Source organism: Ruegeria sp. BE3, assembly GCF_056538865.1.
In genome coordinates this window covers 1-19,647 of the sequence record NZ_JBQFTW010000010.1, presented here as the reverse complement: position 1 = coordinate 19,647, position 19,647 = coordinate 1, and the positions used below count along the sequence as shown (strand labels likewise).

The 19,647-nt window shown below is 56.8% G+C and carries 18 protein-coding genes and 1 pseudogene; 4 read left to right on the top strand and 15 right to left on the bottom strand.

The features are described 5' to 3' along the window. Window positions 1-9: 9 nt before the first annotated feature. Complete coding sequence (locus ACR0AZ_RS17965) at window positions 10-714, top strand: alpha/beta fold hydrolase (protein WP_480472002.1); 705 nt, start codon at window positions 10-12, stop codon at window positions 712-714. Then, window positions 707-1,402 (top strand): RraA family protein, encoded by a 696-nt coding sequence (locus tag ACR0AZ_RS17960; protein ID WP_480472003.1) that lies wholly within the window; start codon window positions 707-709, stop codon window positions 1,400-1,402. Before ACR0AZ_RS17965 ends, ACR0AZ_RS17960 begins: the two co-directional genes overlap by 8 nt. Window positions 1,403-1,442: 40 nt before the next feature. On the opposite strand, the gene ACR0AZ_RS17955 is transcribed toward ACR0AZ_RS17960, so the two are convergent. The 14 genes from ACR0AZ_RS17955 to ACR0AZ_RS17890 all read right to left on the bottom strand — a co-directional run bounded on the left by ACR0AZ_RS17955 (window position 1,443) and on the right by ACR0AZ_RS17890 (window position 16,948). Further along, entirely contained in the window at window positions 1,443-2,447 is a 1,005-nt protein-coding gene (locus ACR0AZ_RS17955) for a LacI family DNA-binding transcriptional regulator (protein WP_480472004.1), read from the bottom strand. Window positions 2,448-2,452: 5 nt separating this feature from the next. Beyond that, entirely contained in the window at window positions 2,453-3,622 is a 1,170-nt protein-coding gene (locus tag ACR0AZ_RS17950) for a dihydrodipicolinate synthase family protein (protein ID WP_480668006.1), read from the bottom strand. A 4-nt stretch (window positions 3,623-3,626) separates the two neighbouring features. Continuing rightward, window positions 3,627-3,935: a Dabb family protein gene (locus ACR0AZ_RS17945; protein WP_480668005.1), complete on the bottom strand. Its 309-nt coding sequence runs from the start codon at window positions 3,933-3,935 to the stop codon at window positions 3,627-3,629. Then, window positions 3,932-5,524, bottom strand: a complete 1,593-nt coding sequence (locus ACR0AZ_RS17940; RefSeq protein ID WP_480668004.1) for a GMC family oxidoreductase — start codon at window positions 5,522-5,524, stop codon at window positions 3,932-3,934. The genes ACR0AZ_RS17945 and ACR0AZ_RS17940 overlap by 4 nt, the downstream gene beginning before the upstream one ends. Window positions 5,525-5,540: 16 nt before the next feature. Beyond that, entirely contained in the window at window positions 5,541-6,299 is a 759-nt protein-coding gene (locus ACR0AZ_RS17935; protein WP_480668003.1) for a 3-ketoacyl-ACP reductase, read from the bottom strand. Beyond that, the gene (locus ACR0AZ_RS17930; protein ID WP_480668002.1) at window positions 6,296-7,786 is read right to left on the bottom strand and encodes a GMC oxidoreductase; all 1,491 of its coding nucleotides are present in this window, start codon (window positions 7,784-7,786) and stop codon (window positions 6,296-6,298) included. The genes ACR0AZ_RS17935 and ACR0AZ_RS17930 overlap by 4 nt, the downstream gene beginning before the upstream one ends. Next, the gene (locus ACR0AZ_RS17925; protein WP_480668001.1) at window positions 7,783-8,895 is read right to left on the bottom strand and encodes an ABC transporter ATP-binding protein; all 1,113 of its coding nucleotides are present in this window, start codon (window positions 8,893-8,895) and stop codon (window positions 7,783-7,785) included. The genes ACR0AZ_RS17930 and ACR0AZ_RS17925 overlap by 4 nt, the downstream gene beginning before the upstream one ends. Window positions 8,896-8,901: 6 nt before the next feature. After that, window positions 8,902-9,783, bottom strand: coding sequence for a carbohydrate ABC transporter permease (locus ACR0AZ_RS17920; protein WP_068340098.1), 882 nt, complete (start codon window positions 9,781-9,783; stop codon window positions 8,902-8,904). Continuing rightward, entirely contained in the window at window positions 9,783-10,676 is an 894-nt protein-coding gene (locus ACR0AZ_RS17915) for a carbohydrate ABC transporter permease (protein ID WP_480472011.1), read from the bottom strand. Before ACR0AZ_RS17915 ends, ACR0AZ_RS17920 begins: the two co-directional genes overlap by 1 nt. A 100-nt stretch (window positions 10,677-10,776) precedes the next feature. Then, window positions 10,777-12,027 carry an ABC transporter substrate-binding protein gene (locus ACR0AZ_RS17910; protein ID WP_480472012.1) on the bottom strand — a complete coding sequence of 417 codons (1,251 nt, stop codon included), beginning with the start codon at window positions 12,025-12,027 and terminating at the stop codon, window positions 10,777-10,779. A 57-nt stretch (window positions 12,028-12,084) separates the two neighbouring features. Next, window positions 12,085-13,608, bottom strand: coding sequence for an aldehyde dehydrogenase family protein (locus ACR0AZ_RS17905; RefSeq protein WP_480668000.1), 1,524 nt, complete (start codon window positions 13,606-13,608; stop codon window positions 12,085-12,087). Between the two features lie 3 nt (window positions 13,609-13,611). Further along, complete coding sequence (locus ACR0AZ_RS17900; RefSeq protein ID WP_480472014.1) at window positions 13,612-14,379, bottom strand: enoyl-CoA hydratase/isomerase family protein; 768 nt, start codon at window positions 14,377-14,379, stop codon at window positions 13,612-13,614. Beyond that, the gene (locus ACR0AZ_RS17895; protein WP_480472015.1) at window positions 14,376-15,947 is read right to left on the bottom strand and encodes an acyl CoA:acetate/3-ketoacid CoA transferase; all 1,572 of its coding nucleotides are present in this window, start codon (window positions 15,945-15,947) and stop codon (window positions 14,376-14,378) included. Before ACR0AZ_RS17895 ends, ACR0AZ_RS17900 begins: the two co-directional genes overlap by 4 nt. Beyond that, the gene (locus ACR0AZ_RS17890) at window positions 15,947-16,948 is read right to left on the bottom strand and encodes a Gfo/Idh/MocA family protein (protein WP_480472016.1); all 1,002 of its coding nucleotides are present in this window, start codon (window positions 16,946-16,948) and stop codon (window positions 15,947-15,949) included. The genes ACR0AZ_RS17895 and ACR0AZ_RS17890 overlap by 1 nt, the downstream gene beginning before the upstream one ends. 498 nt (window positions 16,949-17,446) lie before the next feature. On the opposite strand from ACR0AZ_RS17890, the pseudogene ACR0AZ_RS17885 reads away from it, so the two are divergent. After that, window positions 17,447-17,626 (top strand): annotated as a pseudogene (locus tag ACR0AZ_RS17885) (helix-turn-helix domain-containing protein); the annotation flags it as partial. Between the two features lie 39 nt (window positions 17,627-17,665). After that, window positions 17,666-18,319 (top strand): substrate binding domain-containing protein, encoded by a 654-nt coding sequence (locus tag ACR0AZ_RS17880; protein WP_480668036.1) that lies wholly within the window; start codon window positions 17,666-17,668, stop codon window positions 18,317-18,319. Between the two features lie 178 nt (window positions 18,320-18,497). Here ACR0AZ_RS17880 and ACR0AZ_RS17875 read toward each other — a convergent pair whose 3' ends face one another. Then, window positions 18,498-19,490 (bottom strand): helix-turn-helix domain-containing protein, encoded by a 993-nt coding sequence (locus ACR0AZ_RS17875; RefSeq protein ID WP_480472018.1) that lies wholly within the window; start codon window positions 19,488-19,490, stop codon window positions 18,498-18,500. Window positions 19,491-19,647 lie beyond the last annotated feature (157 nt).

Genomic DNA, 19,647 nt, shown 5'->3' with positions numbered 1-19,647 from the left:
GGAAAAGAGATGACTCCACTTGTTCTGCTGCCAGGCATGATGTGTGACGCCCGGCTTTTTGCACCTCAGATCGAAGCGCTCTCGGCCGAACGTGCTGTATCGGTGCCTGAACTGTCGGGTAGCGATACGATGGCCGGGCTGGCTGCGCAAATCCTCGCGACCCAGCCGGAACGGTTTGCGCTGGGCGGTTTGTCCATGGGTGGCATTGTCGCCATGGAGATCGTGCGGCAAGCGCCCGACCGCATTGTCGGACTGGCGCTGATGGACACAAACCCGCTCGCAGAATTGCCCGAAGTCCAGGCACGCCGTGGACCTCAGATGGAAGCTGCGCGTGCCGGACGGCTTGAAAATGTGATGCGGGACGAGATGAAACCCAACTATCTCAGCGATGGTGAAAACCGGGCCGAGATACTGGATTTGTGCATGGAGATGGCGCTGGAGCTCGGACCGGATATCTTCTGCGAGCAGTCAATCGCATTGCGCGACAGGCCCGATCAAACCGCAACGCTGCGCGGTTTCGACAAACCTGCGTTGGTACTGTGCGGACGCGGAGACAAGCTTTGCCCGATCTCTCGCCATGAGTTGATGCACGATCTGCTACCGCGATCCGAGCTGGTTATCATCGAGAATGCAGGGCATCTGCCGACACTTGAGAAATCGGTTGAAACCACGCAGGCCCTGCGCCGCTGGCTGAAGGATGTTGACGATGAATGATGAATTGCTGACTCTATTGAAATCGGTAGATACACCGACCGTCTGCAACGCGATCGAGGTCGCCCAAGGCGGGCGCGGTTTCGACCAGTTCACGCGTGGCACTGTACTGTGCAGCGATCCAGATGCCGGAGCAGTCGTCGGATATGCCCGCACGGCCAAGATCGCGGCTGTCGAACCCCCATCTGAGCCCGTCGATATCATAAAAACCCGCCGCATGGACTATTACCGCCACATGGCCGAAGGCCCCCGCCCCGGTATCGCGGTCGTCGAGGATGTGGATGGCGAAAACGCCATTGGTGCCTATTGGGGTGAAATCAACACCACCATTCACAAAGGCTTTGGCCTGTCCGGCGCGCTGACCAATGGCGTGATGCGTGATCTGGGTGACCTGCCCGAGGGGTTCCCCGTCATCGCCGGCTCTGTGGGGCCCAGCCACGCATTTGTTCATGTCCGCGAAATCGGCACTCCGGTCACCGTGTTCGGCATGATGGTTGAAGATGGCGATCTGATCCACGCCGACCGTCACGGTGCATTGGTGATCCCTGAGAAAGACATCCCTAGGCTGGCCGATGCGATCCACAAACTGCTTGAGACCGAAAAGCTGGTGTTGGAACCTGCCCGCGCCGAAGGGTTCGACTTTGCCGCGTTCGAAGCCGCCTGGTCCGCATTCGAAAAGGCGCGCACCTGATCTGCTTGGTGACAGCGCCCAATTTCTGAACTTTCCCGGCTCAAGAACCGCGCGTCGTCTGCCTGAGTACGAGCCGTACCGGTGTACGCAGGCAAGGTTGGGGTTTGGTTGTGCCCTGTAGCCAGCCAACAATCATATCGGCAATCTTCTCTCCAAACCCATGAACACCGCAATGCACTGTGGAGAGCGCAGGCCAATACTCCGAAGCCTCTGCGATGTCGTCAAACCCGATCATCTGAAAATCCGCACCAATCTGTCTTTGGGCTTCGTGACAGGCGTTGATCATCCCGAATGCAACGAGATCATTGAAACAAACCGCTGCGTCGCAATCTGGCTGATCTTCGAACAGCTGAACGGCGGCAGTATGCCCAAACACGCGGCTGCTGCGGCCAGTCAATACGAGAGGGGTCAGACCGCTTTCTTCCATCACTTCCAGGTATCCGGAATACCTTTCATGGGTAACTTTGCGCCCTTCCAACCCGCCGACAAACGCAATTTTCTTTGCCCCGGTTTCAATGAGGTGTCGCGTCGCGATGCGCCCACCTTCGGTATAGTCCGGCGCAATGAATGGGAAAGTTTTTGTGTTGCTCTCGACCTGACGCAGGACTTGCATCAGAGGTATGCCCGCCCGTTCAACAGCGGCAAATGTTCGGGATACATCCCCATAAGCCGGAGACACGATCAGAGCCGACACGCCATGTTCCAGCATCGCGCCAATGACCTGATCCTGAAGCGCAGGGTCTTCATTGGTGTTGGCCACGACCACCGCATAGCCACGAGAGCCCAACGCCATCTGCAATGATGTCGCAAATTCCGTGAAGAACGGGTTGGTCAGATCGTTGATCACCAAACCAATGAGAGCGGTTCCGGTCGAGCGCAGATTTGCCGCCGACCGGTTGTAGACATAACCGATCTCTTTCATGGCAGCGTGCACCAGCGTCCGGGTTTCGGACTTCACCTGAGCGCTGCCTTGCAGGACAAGACTGACCGTCGATTTCGAAACGCCTGCCTTTCTGGCCACATCTATGATCGTCGGTCTTCGCATTCAGATTATTGTTCAACTCCGTGCAGGTTCAGCAACGTGATCATCCGTGCTTTAGCCAGTTCCGGATCCGAGAGCAAACCAGCCCTGTCCGCAAGCCGGAAGACCTCTGCATAGTGGCAAATGTCACGACTGGACTGGAAACCGCCGGGCATGACAAAGTGAGACTGCGCGCCGTTCAGCCAGGCCAGATAGACGATCCCAGCCTTGTAGAACTGAGTCGGCGCTTTGAAAATCTCGCGACTCAGGGGCACCGTCGGCGCAAACAACGCCTGATAGCGATCCATTTCACCCAATGCGAGCGCCTCAAGTGCCTGACTTGCCGCCGGTGCAATCGCCGCGAAGATACCAAGCAAAGCGTGCGAGAAATACGTACCATCTCCGGCGATCAGGTCGGCATAGTTAAAATCGTCACCAGTATAGAGGCGCACGTTGGGCGGAAGCCGGGTGCGAAAGGCTTCTTCATGGGTCTGATCCAGCAGGGATATCTTGATCCCGTCTACTTTGTCCGGGTTTTCGTTGATCAGGTTCAGAACAAAATCGCTGGCCACGGCGACGTCCCTGTGACCCCAATAGCCCGTTAGAGCGGGATCAAACATATCCCCCAGCCAATGCAGGATCACGGGCTCAGCCGCCCCATCGATCAACGCCCGATAGACATCATGATAGATCTCTGGCCCGGCATCAATTGCCGGGAAAGCACGCGATGCCATCAGGATCAACTGGCCGCCTGCGGCCTCGATCGCTTCGGCCTGATGCTCATAGGCGGACAAAATCTCACCCGCAGTGTTCAGCGCGCTCAGCGGAAGATGATCGGTTCCTGCCCCGCACGCAACGCGGGGCGACAACGGGTGCGCACGGGCCGCCTGCATCGTGCGCTGAATTAGCTCCAGCGCGGTTTCCCAATCGACGCCCATGCCTCGCTGCGCCGTATCCATCGCTTCGGCCAGCCCCAGACCCTGATCCCAAAGCCCTTGTCGGAATTGCAGCGTGGCATCCCAATCCACTGCGGGGCGTCCATCCCAGGGGTTCCGCTCGGCCAGTGGGTCCGACACTACATGCGCGGCGGCAAAGGCCGTGCGTGTCAGCGGCACTTTAGGCGCACGTGGCACCAATGGCGTTCCGCTCAGAGTGTACGGCTGTAGTTGCCCGTCGAGATTTGGCAGTATCAGAGTCATCGTCTCACACCTCCAGATCCAGCACCAGAATGCCGTCGATCCCGCCGACGGCATTTTCGACTAGCTGTGCGCCCAATGCCTTGTGGATCTTGTTGTTTTGATAGGTTTCAAGCGCGGTCCAATCGTCAAAATCGATTACGAAACCGTGCATATAGCCGCGCTCAATCTGTTCAGGACTTTCACTGCGGCCACCGGTAAATCCGCTTGCGCCTGGCAGGGTCTCGGACAGGTCTGCGAGACCTGTGTAGATGGTTTCAACGGTCTCTTCTGTGACATCAGGGCGGAACTTGGTCAGTACGATATGGCGGATCATTGTAAGATACCTTGATCTTGTTTGATCATGTCAGCGGCTTTCTCACCGATCATGATGGTCGGGGCGTTGGTGTTCGAAGAATTGACCGTCGGCATGATCGAGGCATCCGCAACGCGAAGCCCTTCGATCCCGTTAAACCTCAAACGCGGGTCCAAGACCGCCTCGGCATCGCTGCCCATACGACAGGTGCCTGCGCAATGGTGCGAGGTTTTGGAATGCACGCAGATGAAGTTGAAATATTCCTGTTCGGTCTGCACACCCGGCCCCGGAAGACGCTCGGCCAGGATATATGGCTTCAGCGCGTCTTGCGCGAGGATGTTCTGCACCAGTTTTAGGCCCCGTATGGACATCTCGCGATCATAAGGATCGGCCAAATAGTTGGGGTCGATCAGGGGCATCGCCGCAGGGTCAGCGCTTTGCAATCGCACGGTACCGCGTGAGCGCGGCCGCAGGAAGCAGGCATTCAGCGTGACGCCACCGTTTGGCATGGCCTCGACACCCGCTTCGATGCCGGTGCCAAGGCCCAGATGCATCTGGATATCCGGGGATCGGGCATCGGGATCAGCATACCAGAAACCTCCCGTTTCAAAGAGACTTGAAGCGACCGGACCTTTCCGGGTGAAGATGTATTGCAACCCGGCCAGGGCCGAGAGATGCAGCTTGGCAAATCGGTCATAGGTATGCGGTCCGGTAACCTCACAGATCGAATAGAGATCCAGATGATCCTGAAGGTTCGTACCAACCTGCGGCTGATCGTGGACCGTGTTTATCCCAAGGCTTTCCAGATGGTCAGCCGGACCAATCCCCGATAGCTGCAGCAAACGCGGCGATCCAATGGCGCCTGAGGATAGAATGACTTCTTTCGCAGCGGTGATCCTGTTGCCACTCATCATTTCGACGCCAATCGCGCGGCCCTTGTCCACAATGATACGACGGACCTGAGCCCCCGTGCGCACGGTCAGGTTGGATCGACTACGGTTCGGTGCGATAAAAGCCATCGCAGCGGAGGAGCGTCGCGCATTGCGCTGGGTCAATTGGTAATAGCCTGCACCGTCCTGCTTTGCGCCATTTACATCCCGCGTTTCGGGAATGCCGAGCTGCCCTGCGGCTTTGATATAGGCATCGCAAATCGGCAGAGGTGCTGCAGGCATCGAGACACCCATCGGCCCGCCTTTGCCATGGAAGTCGTTGTCATAGGTATCGTTGTCCTCGGATTTTTTGAAATAGGGCAACACATCGGCATAGCTCCAGCCTTCGCACCCCATTTGACGCCAGTCGTCGTAATCCTGCGCTGCCCCGCGCGTATAAATCTGCGCATTGATCGCAGAACCGCCCCCGATGACCTTGGCTTGAGTATAGTTGAAGACCTTGTTCTGCATGTGTTTTTGCGGAACGGTGGACCAGCCCCAGCTGCCAATGCCCTTGGTCATCTTGGCGAAACCTGCCGGCAAATGAAAAAACGGGTGGCGGTCTGTCGATCCGGCCTCGAGCAGCAATACTTTCGCTGCAGGCTCTTCGGACAGGCGCGCGGCAATGACCGAACCGGCCGAGCCGCCCCCGATGACAATGAAATCATACCCTTCAGACATTCTGATGTGTCCTGATCTAAAGACGTGGAATTGACAGGCCACCATCCACCGCAATGGTGGTGCCGGTGGAAAAGTGCATATGCCCCTGAACAAGCGGTATGACGACGGACCCGATATCTTCGGGCACGCCCCAGCGCGCTGCAGGAACCAGACCGCCTTCGATCCGATCGGTGTATGTGTCACGGACACCCGCCGTCATCTCGGTGGCGATGATACCGGGTCGCAGCTCAAAAACTCCGATCCCGTGGGGCGCAAGGCGAACGGAAAAAAGCTGCGCCATCATCGCAGCGGCCGCCTTTGATACGCAATATTCAGCGCGTTCGATTGAGACCATCGTGGCGCTGACCGAGGTCACGAATATGATCGAGCGATAGATGTCCTGCGGCAGCTCCAACATGCGCCGCGCCACCTCTTGCGCCAGAAAGAATGCGCCGCGCGTGTTGATATTCTGGACGAAGTCCCAATTCTCGGGCTTAAGATCCAGCATGTCACCGCGCACAGGTGCACCGACGCCTGCATTGTTGATCAGCGTCGTGACAGGACCCGCTTCAGCCTCGATCTGATCCAGCAGTGCCGGAACGCGCGAGATGTCAGACACGTCATGCTGAACATAGAAAGCGTTTGCGCCAAGCTCGGTCAAAGCCTCCTGCACCACCGGTGCGTCAATCGCATACTGTGAAGCCAACGCCACCTTGTACCCAGCCGCAATCAACGCGCGTGAGATACCAAGACCAATGCCTTGCTGCCCCCCTGTGACCAAGGCGATTCCGGTCATGCTGCGAACTCCGTCTCGATGATGTGACGGCCCGCTCGAAGTGCCAGTGCAGCAATGGTCAACGCCGGATTTACCGCAGCAGATGTCGGCAGCACCGAGGCATCAACGATGAACAGGTTCCTGTGGTCGTGACTGCGGCAATAGATGTCAACGACACTGCCTTTCGGGTCCGCCCCCATACGCGCCGTGCCGCATTGATGAGAAGGTGTTCGGCGATCAAAGGGCCGCGATAACACAATCGGGAAACCCGCCCTCCGCAGATGGGATTTCAGTCTCTTAACTAGTGCTTCATGCGCAGCCCAGTTCGACCGTTTCCAGTCGAGACAGATTTGACCCCGGTTAATTGTTACGCGGCTTTCTGGGTTTGGCAGATCTTCAGACATCGCATAGAAATCAAAGCTTCTGTTCGCGATCAGGTTTGCAATCAGACCCGGCAAACGGGTCTGCGCCGCTAGAATGGGGCCCGTGATCTTGCCCAGCATCTGGATATTACCGAGCGGGAAGCCACCCTTGCCATCACCATTGTAATAATCATTGAACATCAGTGTTTTCTGATAGATGGCCCGGTTCCTGCGAAATGGATGCAGGGCAAGCACGGCTGAACAATTATGGTTCATAAAGTTCCGTCCCACCTGATCCGAGCGGTTTGCCAGACCCGTCGGACAATTTTCATTGGCAGAATTCAACAACAGGGCCGCGGATTGCACCGCCCCTGCGGACAACACGACCAATGGGGCCGCAAACGTACCCTGCCCCTCGACCTCAACACCGGTTATCTGTCCGTCGTCTCCGGCGATCAGTTTTTGGGCAGATGCTTTGGTCAGAAGATCGACATTCTTGTAGGTCAGAGCCTGCGCAAGCGCCCGCGTTTCCGCATCCATCTTGCCACCGCAAGTGTTTGGAAACGCATCCCATGTGGTTTGGCCCGCGGCGAGCCATGTTTCGATATCCACGCCCAAAGGGACAGAGGATGGCGTCAACCCGCAACGGCGCAAGCTATCCCGCAAATCCGCGATGTCTGCCTCATCCGGCACCGGAGGGTGCGGATAGTTCGCGCTATGCTCGGGCTCGGTTGGATCTTCATCAGTCGTTCCATGCACATCGTAGAGCTGTTCAGCAGCCGTATAGTCGGCCTCCAGCTCCTCGTAGGAAATCGGCCAGCCGGGGGCTTCACCTCCCATATGCTGACGGCGCTGAAAGTCCTCCTTCCGATACCGTATCAAAGCGGCTCCGTAGAACTTGGAGTTGCCGCCGACGCGATAGTAGTTCCCAGGGTTGAACGGCCGACCCTCTCCGTCAAGCCAGGTCTCGTCCGGACGAAAACAGCCATCACCAAAAATCGCCTTTGGATCCCGATCCTGAGGCGAGGGGCGTAGATGCTCCCCTCGCTCAAGGATCAGAATGCGGCGACCCGACGGGGCCAGCGCAGCAGCGAGCGTTGCCCCGCCAATCCCGGACCCGATGATTATGATGTCGGCTTGTGTCACAGGGCGATCCGCATCTCGCTTTCAGGATCAAAGGCCACCGCCTTTTCCATGTTTACGGCAAAGGGGAAGTCCTGACCCGGTGCCACCTCGGCATCCGAGCGCATCCTTGCAATCACGTCTTGCCCTCCAAGTGTCATCGACACAAAGGTGTCAGAGCCTGCGGGTTCCGTAACAACAATCCGATTGGTCATCTGCGCGATGTTCGTCGATTTACGATCTGCGCCATCCATGTCGGTAATCGTCTCTGGACGAATGCCCAGCAGAATCTCACGCCCATCCCATGCAGACAGGTTATCCTGGCTGAAAGGCAGTTGCGCCATTGACCCGTCGTGCAAAGCAACCTCGGCATGCGGACGACCGTTCAGAACAGCCACTTTCGCAGGCACCACGTTCATCGCAGGCGAGCCCATGAAGGTCGCCACAAAGATATTTGCAGGGGCGTCGTAGATCTCCTGGGGCGTACCCAGCTGCTGCACGTACCCGCCATTCATGACCGCGATGCGGCTGGACAGAGTCATCGCCTCGATCTGATCATGGGTGACGTAGACGATGGTTGTACCAAGGTTCTGATGCAGCTTCTTGATCTCAGTCCGCATATCGACACGCAACTTGGCGTCGAGGTTGGACAGCGGTTCGTCGAACAGGAACACATCCGGGTTCCGCACCAACGCCCGCCCCATCGCGACCCGCTGGCGCTGTCCGCCGGAAAGCTGACCGGGCTTTCGATCAAGTAACTGCTCGATCTGCAACAACTTGGCGACCTCTTGCATCGCCTTGTCCCGTTCAGGTTTCGGAACGCCATGCATCTCCAACCCGAAGGTGATGTTCTGTCCGACCGTCATGTTCGGGTAAAGCGCGTAGCTTTGGAACACCATTGCAATGTTACGATTGGAGGGGTGCACCCCGTTCATCACCTGATCCTTGATGCGAATTTCTCCGCTGGTGATCTCTTCGAGCCCTGCAATCATGTTCAGCAAAGTCGACTTGCCACAGCCCGAGGGGCCGACAAGCACAAGGAATTCCCCTTCCTGCACCGAGATATCGACTTTGTGCAGAACTTCGACCGACCCATAGGATTTGGTCGCATTATCTATGTCCAGAAAACCCATCAGGTCTTATCCTTTCACCGAACCCGCCATCAGGCCGCGGACGAAATATCGACCGGCCACGATGTAGACGAGCAGAGTTGGCATGGCGGCCAGAATGGCGCCTGCGAAATGAACGTTGTATTCTTTCACACCGGTTGACGACTGCACCAGATTGTTCAGCGCCACCGTCATCGGCTGACTATTTGCATCCGCAAAAGACGCACCAAACAGGAAGTCATTCCAGATATTGGTGAACTGCCAGATGATCGACACCACGGCGATCGGCCCGGAACTGGGCAGCAGGATGCGCCAGAAGATCTGGAAGAAGCCCGCGCCATCGATCTGCGCCGCCCGGATCAATTCGGTCGGGAACACGGCGTAGTAATTACGGAAGTACAGCGTGGTGAAACCTATCCCGTAAACCACGTGGACCAACGCGAGACCCCAGGTCGTGCCCGCCAAACCGATGATGCCTAGCATCCGTGCCATTGGGATCAGGACGATCTGAAATGGGATGAAGCAGGCAAACAGCATCAGGCCAAACAGGATGGTGTCATACTTGAAGCGCCATTTGGTCAGCACATAACCGTTCAGAGCTCCGAGGATGGTCGAGACGATCACGGCCGGAACCACCATCTTGATCGAGTTCCAGAAATAGGGCTTCAACCCGGTTGGATCGACTCCGATCTGAGCCGAGGACCAGGCCTTCAGCCAGGGTTCTATCGTGAACACCTGCGGCAGGTTCATCATGCCACCGCCGGTGATCTCTTCCAACGGTTTGACCGAGTTCACTAGCATCACATAAAGCGGCAGCAGATAGAACAGACCGAACAGCAGCAGCACCAGATAGATCAGCGTGCGCGTGACGCGGCCCGTGCGAATTGCGGTATCCTGAGTTGCCTGAGACATCAGCGTTTCTCCCGCAGTTCTGCATACAGATAGGGGATCATGATCGCTGCAATGGTCATCAACATGATCGTGGCAGAGGCCGCGCCGATCCCCATCTGGTTCCGCGTGAAGGTGTAGGAATACATGAACGTCGCAGGCAGTTCGGTTGCACGGCCCGGCCCACCTCCGGTCAGGGCGATTACAAGGTCAAAGGTCTTGATCGCGAGGTGGCTGAGAATAACGAAGGCCGACAGGAACGCGGGTCTTAGCTGGGGGATGATGATCCGACGATAGAGGTTCCAGTTCGAGGCCCCATCCATCTGTGCTGCCCGCAGAATTTCGTTGTCGATGCCGCGCAGACCCGCAAGGAACATGGCCATAACGAAGCCACTGGTCTGCCAGACCGCCGCCAGAACGACGGTATAAATCGCATAATCACGGTTCTTGATCCAATCGAACTCGAAACTGGTCCAACCCCATGTGTGCATCACGTTCTCAAGACCGATGCCGGGGTCGAGGAACCATTTCCAGGCGGTGCCTGTGACGATGAAGCTCAGCGCCATGGGGTATAGATAAATCGGACGCAGCAGCCCCTCACCACGGATTTTCTGATCGAGGAAGATTGCCAGCCCAAGCCCGATGCAGGTGCAGATCACGATATAGAGGCTCGCAAAGATCCCCATATTGATCAGCGAGGTCTCCCAATGGCTCAACCGCCACAGCTTGTCGTAGTTCTCCCAACCGACCCAGCCGAAGGTTGGCAGGATGCGGCTGTCTGTGAATGACAGATAGACCGAAAACAGAATGAAGCCGTAGACAAAGACCAGCATCATCGCCAGCGATGGTGACAGGACCAGCTTGGGTATCCAGTTCTGAAGGCGTGTCTTGAAATCCGCGTCGGCTGAAGCAGCCATGGCGCGCCCTCCTCGTTCGAGTGCAAAAGATCGGAGCGTTCACGCCCCTAAGGTGACAGGGCGGCTGCACCGCCGCCCCATCGGGAGGATCACGTTAGGATCACTTGGCAATCGAAACAGCGTCGACCAACTCGACCACTGCCGTTTCACTGTCATATTCGCCGTTGAAATGGGCGGTGACCACGTCATAGACCGCGTTCTTCACCGAAGCAGGCGCTGCGTGACCATGCGCCATCGAGCCGAACAGATTGCCCGATGATGCAGCCGCAGCCAGATCCTTCATGCCCTGCTGTCCGCAGGCATCCAGATCACTGCCATCCACATCCGTACGCGCAGGCACCGAGCCTTTGACCTTGTTGAACGCAATCTGGAACGACGGCGACAGGATCGCGCTGGCCAAGGCGGCCTGTTCAGCCGAAACCGAGCCACCCTGATCGAACATCATGAACTGGTCGGCGTTGAAGGTGACCTGATCCTGCGTGCCGGGGAAACGGAAGCACAGGAAATCCTCGCCCGGGACTTTACCCGCGCCCAGGAACTCACCTTTCGCCCAGTCGCCCATCATCTGGAAACCGGCCTCGCCATTGATGACCATCGCCGTTGCAAGGTTCCAGTCGCGGCCCGAGAAGTTCTCGTCAACGTTGTCGCGAATAAAGGCCATGCGGTCGAAGGCCTCTTTCATAGCGTCACCACCCAGAGTTCCTTCGTCCAGATCGATGAACGCTGCTTTGTAGCCGTCTGGGCCAAGCGTGGACATCGCCACCGCATCAAAGATGGTCGCATCCTGCCAGGCCTGACCGCCATGTGCGATCGGGGTGATACCAGCGGCTTTCAGCGCTTCGACAGCGGCCACAAACTCATCCCAATTGGTGGGTTGAGCGATACCATTGGCATCCAGAACAGCCTTGTTGGCCCATACCCAGTTAGTCGAATGCACGTTGACCGGTGCCGCAACCCACTTGCCGTCATGCTTGGCAAAAGCCTTGAGCGCGTCCGGAACGACATCGTCCCAGCCTTCCTGGGCCGCAACATCGTTCAGATCCGCCAACGCGCCCTGACCGGCCCAGTCCAGAATGTCAAAACCCAGTGCCTGCACGGCTGTCGGTGCGTTTCCGGCTGTGACACGGGCACGCAGAACGGTCATGGCTTGCTCACCACCGCCACCGGCGACGGGCATGTCGGTCCAATCGATGCCCTGCCCAGACAGGTCATCTTTCAGCACATTCAGCGCCGCAGCTTCGCCGCCTGACGTCCACCAGTGCAGAACTTCAACCTCTTCTGCCTGAGCAAGGCTGGTCGTGCAGAGCAGACCGGCAACGATCAGAGATTTGGTCTTCAGTAGATTACGCATTCTTGTTTCCTCCCTAAATGCGATCTTCCTTGGCGCGCCCCTTTGCGGCGCCCCGTCTTAGTCTTGTGACACCCATGGCGCACGACTGTTGCCGATACGCATGACCACTGATTTTACCTCGAAAAATTCCTCGAACCCGTAACGTCCGATTTCCCGCCCCTGCCCGGATTGTTTGAAGCCACCGAACGCAAGTTCGGGAAAGCCGTCCATCCAGGTGTTGGTCCAGACCGTTCCCGTTTCTGCACGACGGGCGAATTCCAGGCAGGTGTGAACGTTTTCGCTCCAGACCCCTGCCGACAGACCGTAAGCGCTATCATTGGTCAGAGTGATGGCTTCGTCCAGTGTTTTGAACGTCAGCACCGATAGGACCGGGCCAAATACCTCGTCCCGAGCGATGGGCATTTCCGGCGCGACGTCTGAAATTACCGTCGGTTGATAGAATTGATCGCCCAGACCCTCGACCTGAAGCGGAGCGCCGCCCAACGCGATGGTCGCGCCAGCGTCTTTCGCCGCTTTGACATAGGCGTCGATCTTCGCGTTATGTTCGGGTGTCACAATCGCGCCGACCTGTGTCGTCGGATCCAGCGGATCACCAAATTTAACTTTGCGAGACAGGGCGACAACTCGGTCTCGAAACGCCTCGGCAATGTCTTCATGCACGATGATCCGACTGCTGGAATTGCAGCATTGGCCGACATTGAAATAGACACCAAATACAACAGCATCTGCGGCAGCTTCCAAATCCGCATCGGGAAAGATCACCTGCGGGTTTTTACCACCAAGTTCCAGCGCCACTTTCTTGAGCGTGCCAGACGCGACAGCGCTGATCGTCTTACCCACGGCGGTCGAGCCAGTGAAGCTGACCATATCCACACAGTTATGGCTGGACATCACGCTGCCGACCGGAACGCCATACCCCAACACGATATTGCAAACGCCTGCTGGCAGACCGGCCTCAATCAACAATTCACCCAGCATCAGAGTTGTCGAAGGCGTCATCTCAGAGGGCTTCACCACCACGGTGCAACCCGCAGCCAGCGCAAATGGCAGCTTTTGGCTGAGGATCCAGAACGGGAAATTCCAGGGCGTGATGATTGATACGACACCAATGGGCTCTTTCAACACCACACCCATCATGTCTTCGCCCAACGTGTTGTGGCTGTCGCCATGCGTGCTGCGCGCCAGTGAGGCCGCATAGCGCCAAAGGTCTGCCGCACCGCCAACCTCGCCTTTCGATTGGCTGATCGGTTTGCCGCTCTCCAGCGTTTCAATCACTGCAATGCGGTCAACGTTTTGCTCGATCAAATCGGCGATCTTGAGCAACACGGTCGCACGTTCTTTGCCAGAAGCGCGGCTCCAGACACCACTGTCAAAGGTCTGACGCGCGGCTTTGATGGCGGCTTCTGTTTCCGCCTCGCCACCCAAAGCCGAACGGCTCACCACATGACCATGTGAAGGTGAACACCTCTCGAAGGTTTCGCCCGAGGCGCTGTCCAGCCATTCGCCGTTGATCAGATGACGACCCTCGAACAGCGCAGGCATGTCAAAGGGAATGGCAGGGTTGATCGTCAGGTCTTTCATTCGTTACAGGCCCGAAAATTGAGGGTTACGTTTTTCCATGAAGGCCGCCACACCTTCTTCGCGATCCGCAGACGCGGCGATGGCGGCGCTACCCAAAGCTTCGACAACCGCATGAGTGTCCTCACCCACCGCAGCGTGGATCATGTTTTTTGAGATCTCTGTTGCGCGAGGCGAAAGGTCGGTCAGCTCGGCCGCGATCTCAAGCGCGCGTGACTGCGCATCCTCGGCGATCTCGGCGGCGTATCCCAGTGCAACAGCCCGGTCGGCACCAATACGGCGTCCAAACAAAGCCATCTCTTTCACTGCACTTTCGGAAATCAAACGCGTCAATCGCTGTGTCCCTGACCAGCCGGGTACAATTCCGACCCGTGCTTCGGGCAAGGCAAGCGTCGCGCACGGCGCTACCAGCCGCAGGTCGCAACAGCTGGCCAGTTCGAGTCCCCCACCGAAGGCGTGACCGTTTATCGCTGCGATGGTCGGCTTGCCGATCCGGGCAAGACGATCAAAAATGCGATGCCCGTCCCGTACCCAGTGTCGGGCGAACTCAGCCGGGCTCAGACCACCCCAGGCGCCAATGTCTGCCCCACAACAAAATGCTTTCTCACCTGCCCCGGTCAGAACAAGCGCACGAATAAAGGTATCACGCTCGACCTCCTGTAGCCGGACCTCTAATGCCTCAAGCATCTCAACGGTCAACGCGTTCAGCTTTGCAGCGTTGTCCAGTGTCAGGACAGCCGTTGTACCTTCAATATGAAAGCTGATCCCGCTCACAGCTTCATCCCCATCGGGCCATCCAAGAACAGCGATTTAGGCATTTGTATCGCGTTCTCAGCAACTTTGACGCGACCTGCTGAGGCAGCGATAATGTCGCGCTCGGCGTTGATGCCCGGCATGATCTCTGTCGCTACCAGGCCTGTGTCGGCAAGGCGGATCACGCAGCGCTCAGTAACGTAAAGCACGTCCTGCCCGGTTTCGCGCGCACGACGACCAGAGAAGGTGACGTGTTCGACCTGATCAACCATCTTGGTGAATTTGCCGGGCGTTGCGACGTTGATACCATCTTCGGTCAGCTCAATCCCGGCGCCCGCCTCAAACCAGCCCGAGAACACGATCTTCTTCGCCCGCGCCGTAATGTCGACGAAACCACCGCACCCAGCCGTCAGATAAGGTTTTTTTCCAAGCTTCGAGACATTCACATTCCCTTCGACATCCACCTCAAGGAAGGACAGGAACGACATATCGAAACCGCCACCCTGGAAATAGATGAACTGCTGCGGTGACGGCACATAAGCATGGGCGTTTGAGGCACAGCCAAACGCGAAACCTGTCAAAGGCACCCCACCAACAGCGCCTTGTTCAATCGCCCACGTGACCGCCTGAGGGTGCCCCTCTTCAAGCAGGATACGCGGAACCATGGCGCTGATGCCAAACCCCAGATTAGCGCTCATACCGGATCTGAGTTCTTGGGCGGCCCGGCGGGCGATGATCTTCTCAACCCCGTGCTCTGCCAGTGAAAAACTGCCCCACGGGCGCATGACTTGACCGGAAATCGCAGGATCATATGGTGTTTCGGTGGTCTGTTTCTGGTCGGGGTCTTCCACGACGAGATCGACCAGATGCCCTGGCACACGAACATCATGCGGGCACAGACTGCCCGCAGCCGTCACACGCTGGACCTGAGCGATCACCAACCCACCATGGTTGCGCACACAAATTGCCTGTTCGAGTCCGCCCAGATACGCGCCTTCATGTTCATAGGTGAGATTGCCGAACTCATCGGCGGTGGTCGCTCGCAGGATGCAGACGTTGGGGTTGATATTCGGGAAATGCAGCCAAGTCTGATCGCCAAACTCGGCGCGGGATACAATCGGTGCCGCGGCGCCTTTTGCGTTCATCGCACATCCCTCGCGCACCGGGTCGACAAAGGTATCTAGCCCAACCTGCGTTAACACGCCGGGGCGATGCGCCGCCGCTTCACGATGCATGTCGAACAGAATCCCCGACGGGACATTGTACGCCGCCACCCGATCCTCAACGATCATTTTCCAGATCTCCGGCATCTCAAGACTGGACGGCCCGGACGGATAAGATCCGGCCAACACACGCGCCAGCAGCCCGTCCTGCGCCAGATACTCCATGCCCTTCACGCCATACATATCGCCTGCAGCAATGGGATGGAGCGTCGTGATATCGCGCGGATGCCCATCGGCTTGAAATCTCTGCCCAAGCGCTTTCAGCACCAGATCAGGGCACCCCAGCGCCGAAGAGGAAGAAACCGTAATGACAGCCGCGTCAGGAATACGCGATACGGCCTCGGAAGCGGAACAAAGCTTGGACATCAGAAACCACCGTAATCTATTTCAACACGCCGCCCCGAGACAGCGGCCTCGCGCACGCCGAATGCCACCGATAAGGATTTGACCCCATCTGCGCCATCAGCGGCCGGACGGCCCTGCCCTGCTGCGGCCCCGACGAACTCCGAGACGCCCTGAACGTATAAAGAATGATCTGAGAACGGGATTTCCTCGCGCCCGTTTTCAGTGACCAGCTCAATTTGCCCAACGGGCCTTTGGGTCATCACGCCACGCGCAAAGATCGATCCTTTGGTTCCATGAACCTCAAGACCAGAGCCAGCATGGGGGTGCGTGAAACTCTCATGCGCCATGACCATGGCGCCAGACGGCATGGTCCAGACCGACATGCACGAGTCTTCGACCCCTTGCCCCATCCCAGAGCTAGCCATCTGCGCAACAACAGAAGCAGGGTCCTCACGCAAAAGGAATCGGGTGACATCGGCGTCATGAACAACAATATCGGGTATAACCCCACCGCCAGCATCGGCCGAGTTAATACGCCACCCCTGCAGGTGACCCGGTAGGTGCACAGCGTGATGAATGCGCAGTGACAGAACGTCACCAATACGCCCATCATCGATCAGGTCGCGAATTGCACGATGACTCCCTGAGCAACGCAGGTGGTGATTTGTTCCAAATGCCACTCTGGCCTCATCGGCGGCACGCACCATTTCAACGGCTTCGGCCTGCGTCATGCCCAAAGGTTTTTCACAAAGTACGTGCTTGCCCGCCGCAATAGCGGCCAAAGCCTGCCCGTGGTGCTTTTCATTGGTCGAAGAGATGTAAACCGCCTTAGTACGCGGATCAGTCAGAGCCTCTTTCAGATCGGTGGTTGCGTTGGGAATGTCATGCTCCTGAGCCCAGACCCTCACCCGATCAGACGAATTGCTGACAATCCATCTGACATCGTGGCCGGCCTGCTGGCGCACCGCATTCAGCATATGCTCGGAAGCGATTGTACTCGCGCCAACGAAAATCCAATCCATTTCTCTTCCCCCAACATATGGAACGTTCCAGAATCATTCTTATTGGAACGTTCCATATTTTTCAATACAGGGATTTTCGTTTTTTATGGAACTGCACGGAAGACCCGTGATTATCACTCACATCATGTCGATGAAAACGGCGTTTGCTCAATCACTCGCAGCTAAGCCGCGGGCTTGCATCCCATCAAAGCAACATCTGATTTGTGATCGGGCTAACAAGGAACTCGGTGAGGCGATCATTTAACGCGTCCAGTTTATCTACTCTACATCCGATGCTGCACGCGCCACCAGGCACCAACTATGTCGGAAATCATCGGCTCACTAATCGTTGCTCTGTTCATTGCTTGACCGCCCCAAGATCAGCATTGATCACGGCGAACAGAGCGCTGCCCGTTAGGTATTCTCAGATATCGGAGTTGAGTTAAGACAGTCAGCTTGAAACTCGCTTTAATAGAGAAACCCGTTTTATCTGGCTGCACTCCTCGATACATTGAATGGATGTATCGTTACGCCCAAAGCCTTATTGCATTTGTCGCTGTCGGAGAAACAGGCGCATTCGTTAAGGCCGCAAAGCGGTTAGGTGTCGCGCCATCTGTCATCAGCCATCATATCGCGCGACTTGAAGACGAACTTGGAGAAGTCCTGGTTCATCGCACAACACGGAAACTGACTCTATCGGAGAATGGGCGAAACCTGTTCGAAGCTGCGAAACAGGGGTTGGACGGCATCGAACTGGCCCTGGAACAGATTGAAACCGGTTCCGATCATGTCGCAGGCGCGTTGCGAATTGCTTTGCCAGCATTTGTTCCCGATCCCGCGCTCGAATCCAAAGTAATGGAATTTGTTGCTCGCCATCCAAACGTTGCGCTGACGCTGGATTATTCTGACCAGATCAAAGACCTCGTCGAAGAGCGCTATGATCTGGCCATACGGATTGGTGACTTGCCGGATTCCAGCATGACCCGAAAAAAGATCGGGTCTGTTCAGCATATGCTGGTCGCCACACCCGAATTCCTCCTGCGCCATGGCCCTGTTGCTGTCCCCAAAGATCTTGAGCCGCTTCCCTTTGTGTCGATGGGACCAGTGGGTGATGTGTTTTCACTGACACGCAAGCAAGATGTGCAGGAAATAACGCTGAATGTCAGCCAACTCAGCGTCCAAAGCATTTTAGCAGCCAAAGCTGGAACGCTGGCAGGTGTAGGCTTTGGAAATCTTCCGGTAAGTTTGATCTCAGAAGAACTTTCGACCGGTCGGTTACAACGCATACTGCCAGAATGGTCTTTACCAAAACTCACAATTCAAGCCGTTTGGACTGGCACCTCGCGGCGTCAAAGCCTTGCGCGGAGATTTGTCGAATTCCTCAACAATTAGCCCCTATACCTCGCCCTTCTCAACCTGATCATCGCCCAAACTTCAACCCTCCATTACCAGTCACCTTGGCAACTTGGAGAGATCGGTTCCGTTTAGCGTTGAAAAGCCCGAACAGGTTTCTTTGTACGCTCCTGGCTTGGGTTCTTTGAAGTGTGAGGGTCCAAAAGGCTAATCGCCGTCAAGCCCGCATGCTGCCAATAAAACGCCGATTTCTGACGCTCTCTGGCCGAGACTTATAGTGCTTGAAGAACGCCCGCGACATCGCTGCCCGCGATGAAAATCCCGTTGCAGATGCAATTTCGATATCCGGCAATTCTGTGTATTTCAGCAGACTACAAGCCCGTTCCAACCGAAGCTCTTTATAAGTCTCCAACAGCTTGGCGCCCGTTTTACAAAGAAACCGTCTTTGAAGCTGACGAACGGATGTACCCACCAAACCTGAAAGCTCGGAGATGCTCAACGGGTCCTCAATGTTGTCCAACATCTTTTCCACTACAAGCGTGACCAGCTTGTCCCCTTGCGCGCGGCGTATCAACCGGTTTGCGACCTGGCTCTCGGATTTCCGGTTTGGTTCGACAAGCCCGATATACCGGCGCAGGGTATCCGCCAGATACTCGCCATGATCCATCGACACGAATTCTGCCAGAAGACGCAATGCGCTCAGGCGCGTATTGGCGCTATGTGTGCGCCCATCCGCCGAGATATGCGTCGCGTTGCCACAATTTCTCAGCCCGCTCTCCAACGCTGCGGCTTCAAAACTCTGATGAATGGCAGCAACTGATCGGTCCGTTCCGCCAGACTGGGTCAGAAGCATAACCGCACCTCCGACGAGAAGAGATCTTGGCGATAGGTTCAAGGCCTGCGAAACCCACGACTTTTCCGTCCCCACCGGTTTCCAGATATTGTCGAAATCGCCCCAGAAGATCGCCATGCGCCCGGCCCAATAGAGTGGCCCACCAACCGAATCTTCGGCCTGGACGCGCAAGGTGACGACATAAGTGTGATTTTCCACCAGCTTGTTTAGCGCGCGGTAGAATTCCAGAACTGTTTCGGCTGAAGCCTTGTCGGCATGGCTGCGCAGAATGACATCGATATGCTGAACACGCTCCCGCGATATACCTGCCGTCTTGGCTCGTCCTGTGTAGTCCTTTCTTACGACGTAGTGTTTCATGATTTCTCCGTCGGTCTTGATGGAGGCAGCCTCTTTCACGGGGCTGCCTCTGGTTTTGGAAATGACCCCCGCCGATTTTGGCGGGGTTTTGTTGTATTATTCTGCGGCTTCTTCGTATTCTGACATGGGGGGGCATGTGCAGATGAGGTTTCTGTCG

Coding starts and splice junctions, on each gene's coding strand:
- ACR0AZ_RS17965 (WP_480472002.1), top strand. CDS start 10: ATGACTCCACTTGTTCTGCTGCCAGGCATGATGTGTGACGCCCGGCTT.
- ACR0AZ_RS17960 (WP_480472003.1), top strand. CDS start 707: ATGAATGATGAATTGCTGACTCTATTGAAATCGGTAGATACACCGACC.
- ACR0AZ_RS17955 (WP_480472004.1), bottom strand. CDS start 2,447: ATGCGAAGACCGACGATCATAGATGTGGCCAGAAAGGCAGGCGTTTCG.
- ACR0AZ_RS17950 (WP_480668006.1), bottom strand. CDS start 3,622: ATGACTCTGATACTGCCAAATCTCGACGGGCAACTACAGCCGTACACT.
- ACR0AZ_RS17945 (WP_480668005.1), bottom strand. CDS start 3,935: ATGATCCGCCATATCGTACTGACCAAGTTCCGCCCTGATGTCACAGAA.
- ACR0AZ_RS17940 (WP_480668004.1), bottom strand. CDS start 5,524: ATGTCTGAAGGGTATGATTTCATTGTCATCGGGGGCGGCTCGGCCGGT.
- ACR0AZ_RS17935 (WP_480668003.1), bottom strand. CDS start 6,299: ATGACCGGAATCGCCTTGGTCACAGGGGGGCAGCAAGGCATTGGTCTT.
- ACR0AZ_RS17925 (WP_480668001.1), bottom strand. CDS start 8,895: ATGGGTTTTCTGGACATAGATAATGCGACCAAATCCTATGGGTCGGTC.
- ACR0AZ_RS17920 (WP_068340098.1), bottom strand. CDS start 9,783: ATGTCTCAGGCAACTCAGGATACCGCAATTCGCACGGGCCGCGTCACG.
- ACR0AZ_RS17915 (WP_480472011.1), bottom strand. CDS start 10,676: ATGGCTGCTTCAGCCGACGCGGATTTCAAGACACGCCTTCAGAACTGG.
- ACR0AZ_RS17910 (WP_480472012.1), bottom strand. CDS start 12,027: ATGCGTAATCTACTGAAGACCAAATCTCTGATCGTTGCCGGTCTGCTC.
- ACR0AZ_RS17905 (WP_480668000.1), bottom strand. CDS start 13,608: ATGAAAGACCTGACGATCAACCCTGCCATTCCCTTTGACATGCCTGCG.
- ACR0AZ_RS17895 (WP_480472015.1), bottom strand. CDS start 15,947: ATGTCCAAGCTTTGTTCCGCTTCCGAGGCCGTATCGCGTATTCCTGAC.
- ACR0AZ_RS17890 (WP_480472016.1), bottom strand. CDS start 16,948: ATGGATTGGATTTTCGTTGGCGCGAGTACAATCGCTTCCGAGCATATG.
- ACR0AZ_RS17875 (WP_480472018.1), bottom strand. CDS start 19,490: ATGAAACACTACGTCGTAAGAAAGGACTACACAGGACGAGCCAAGACG.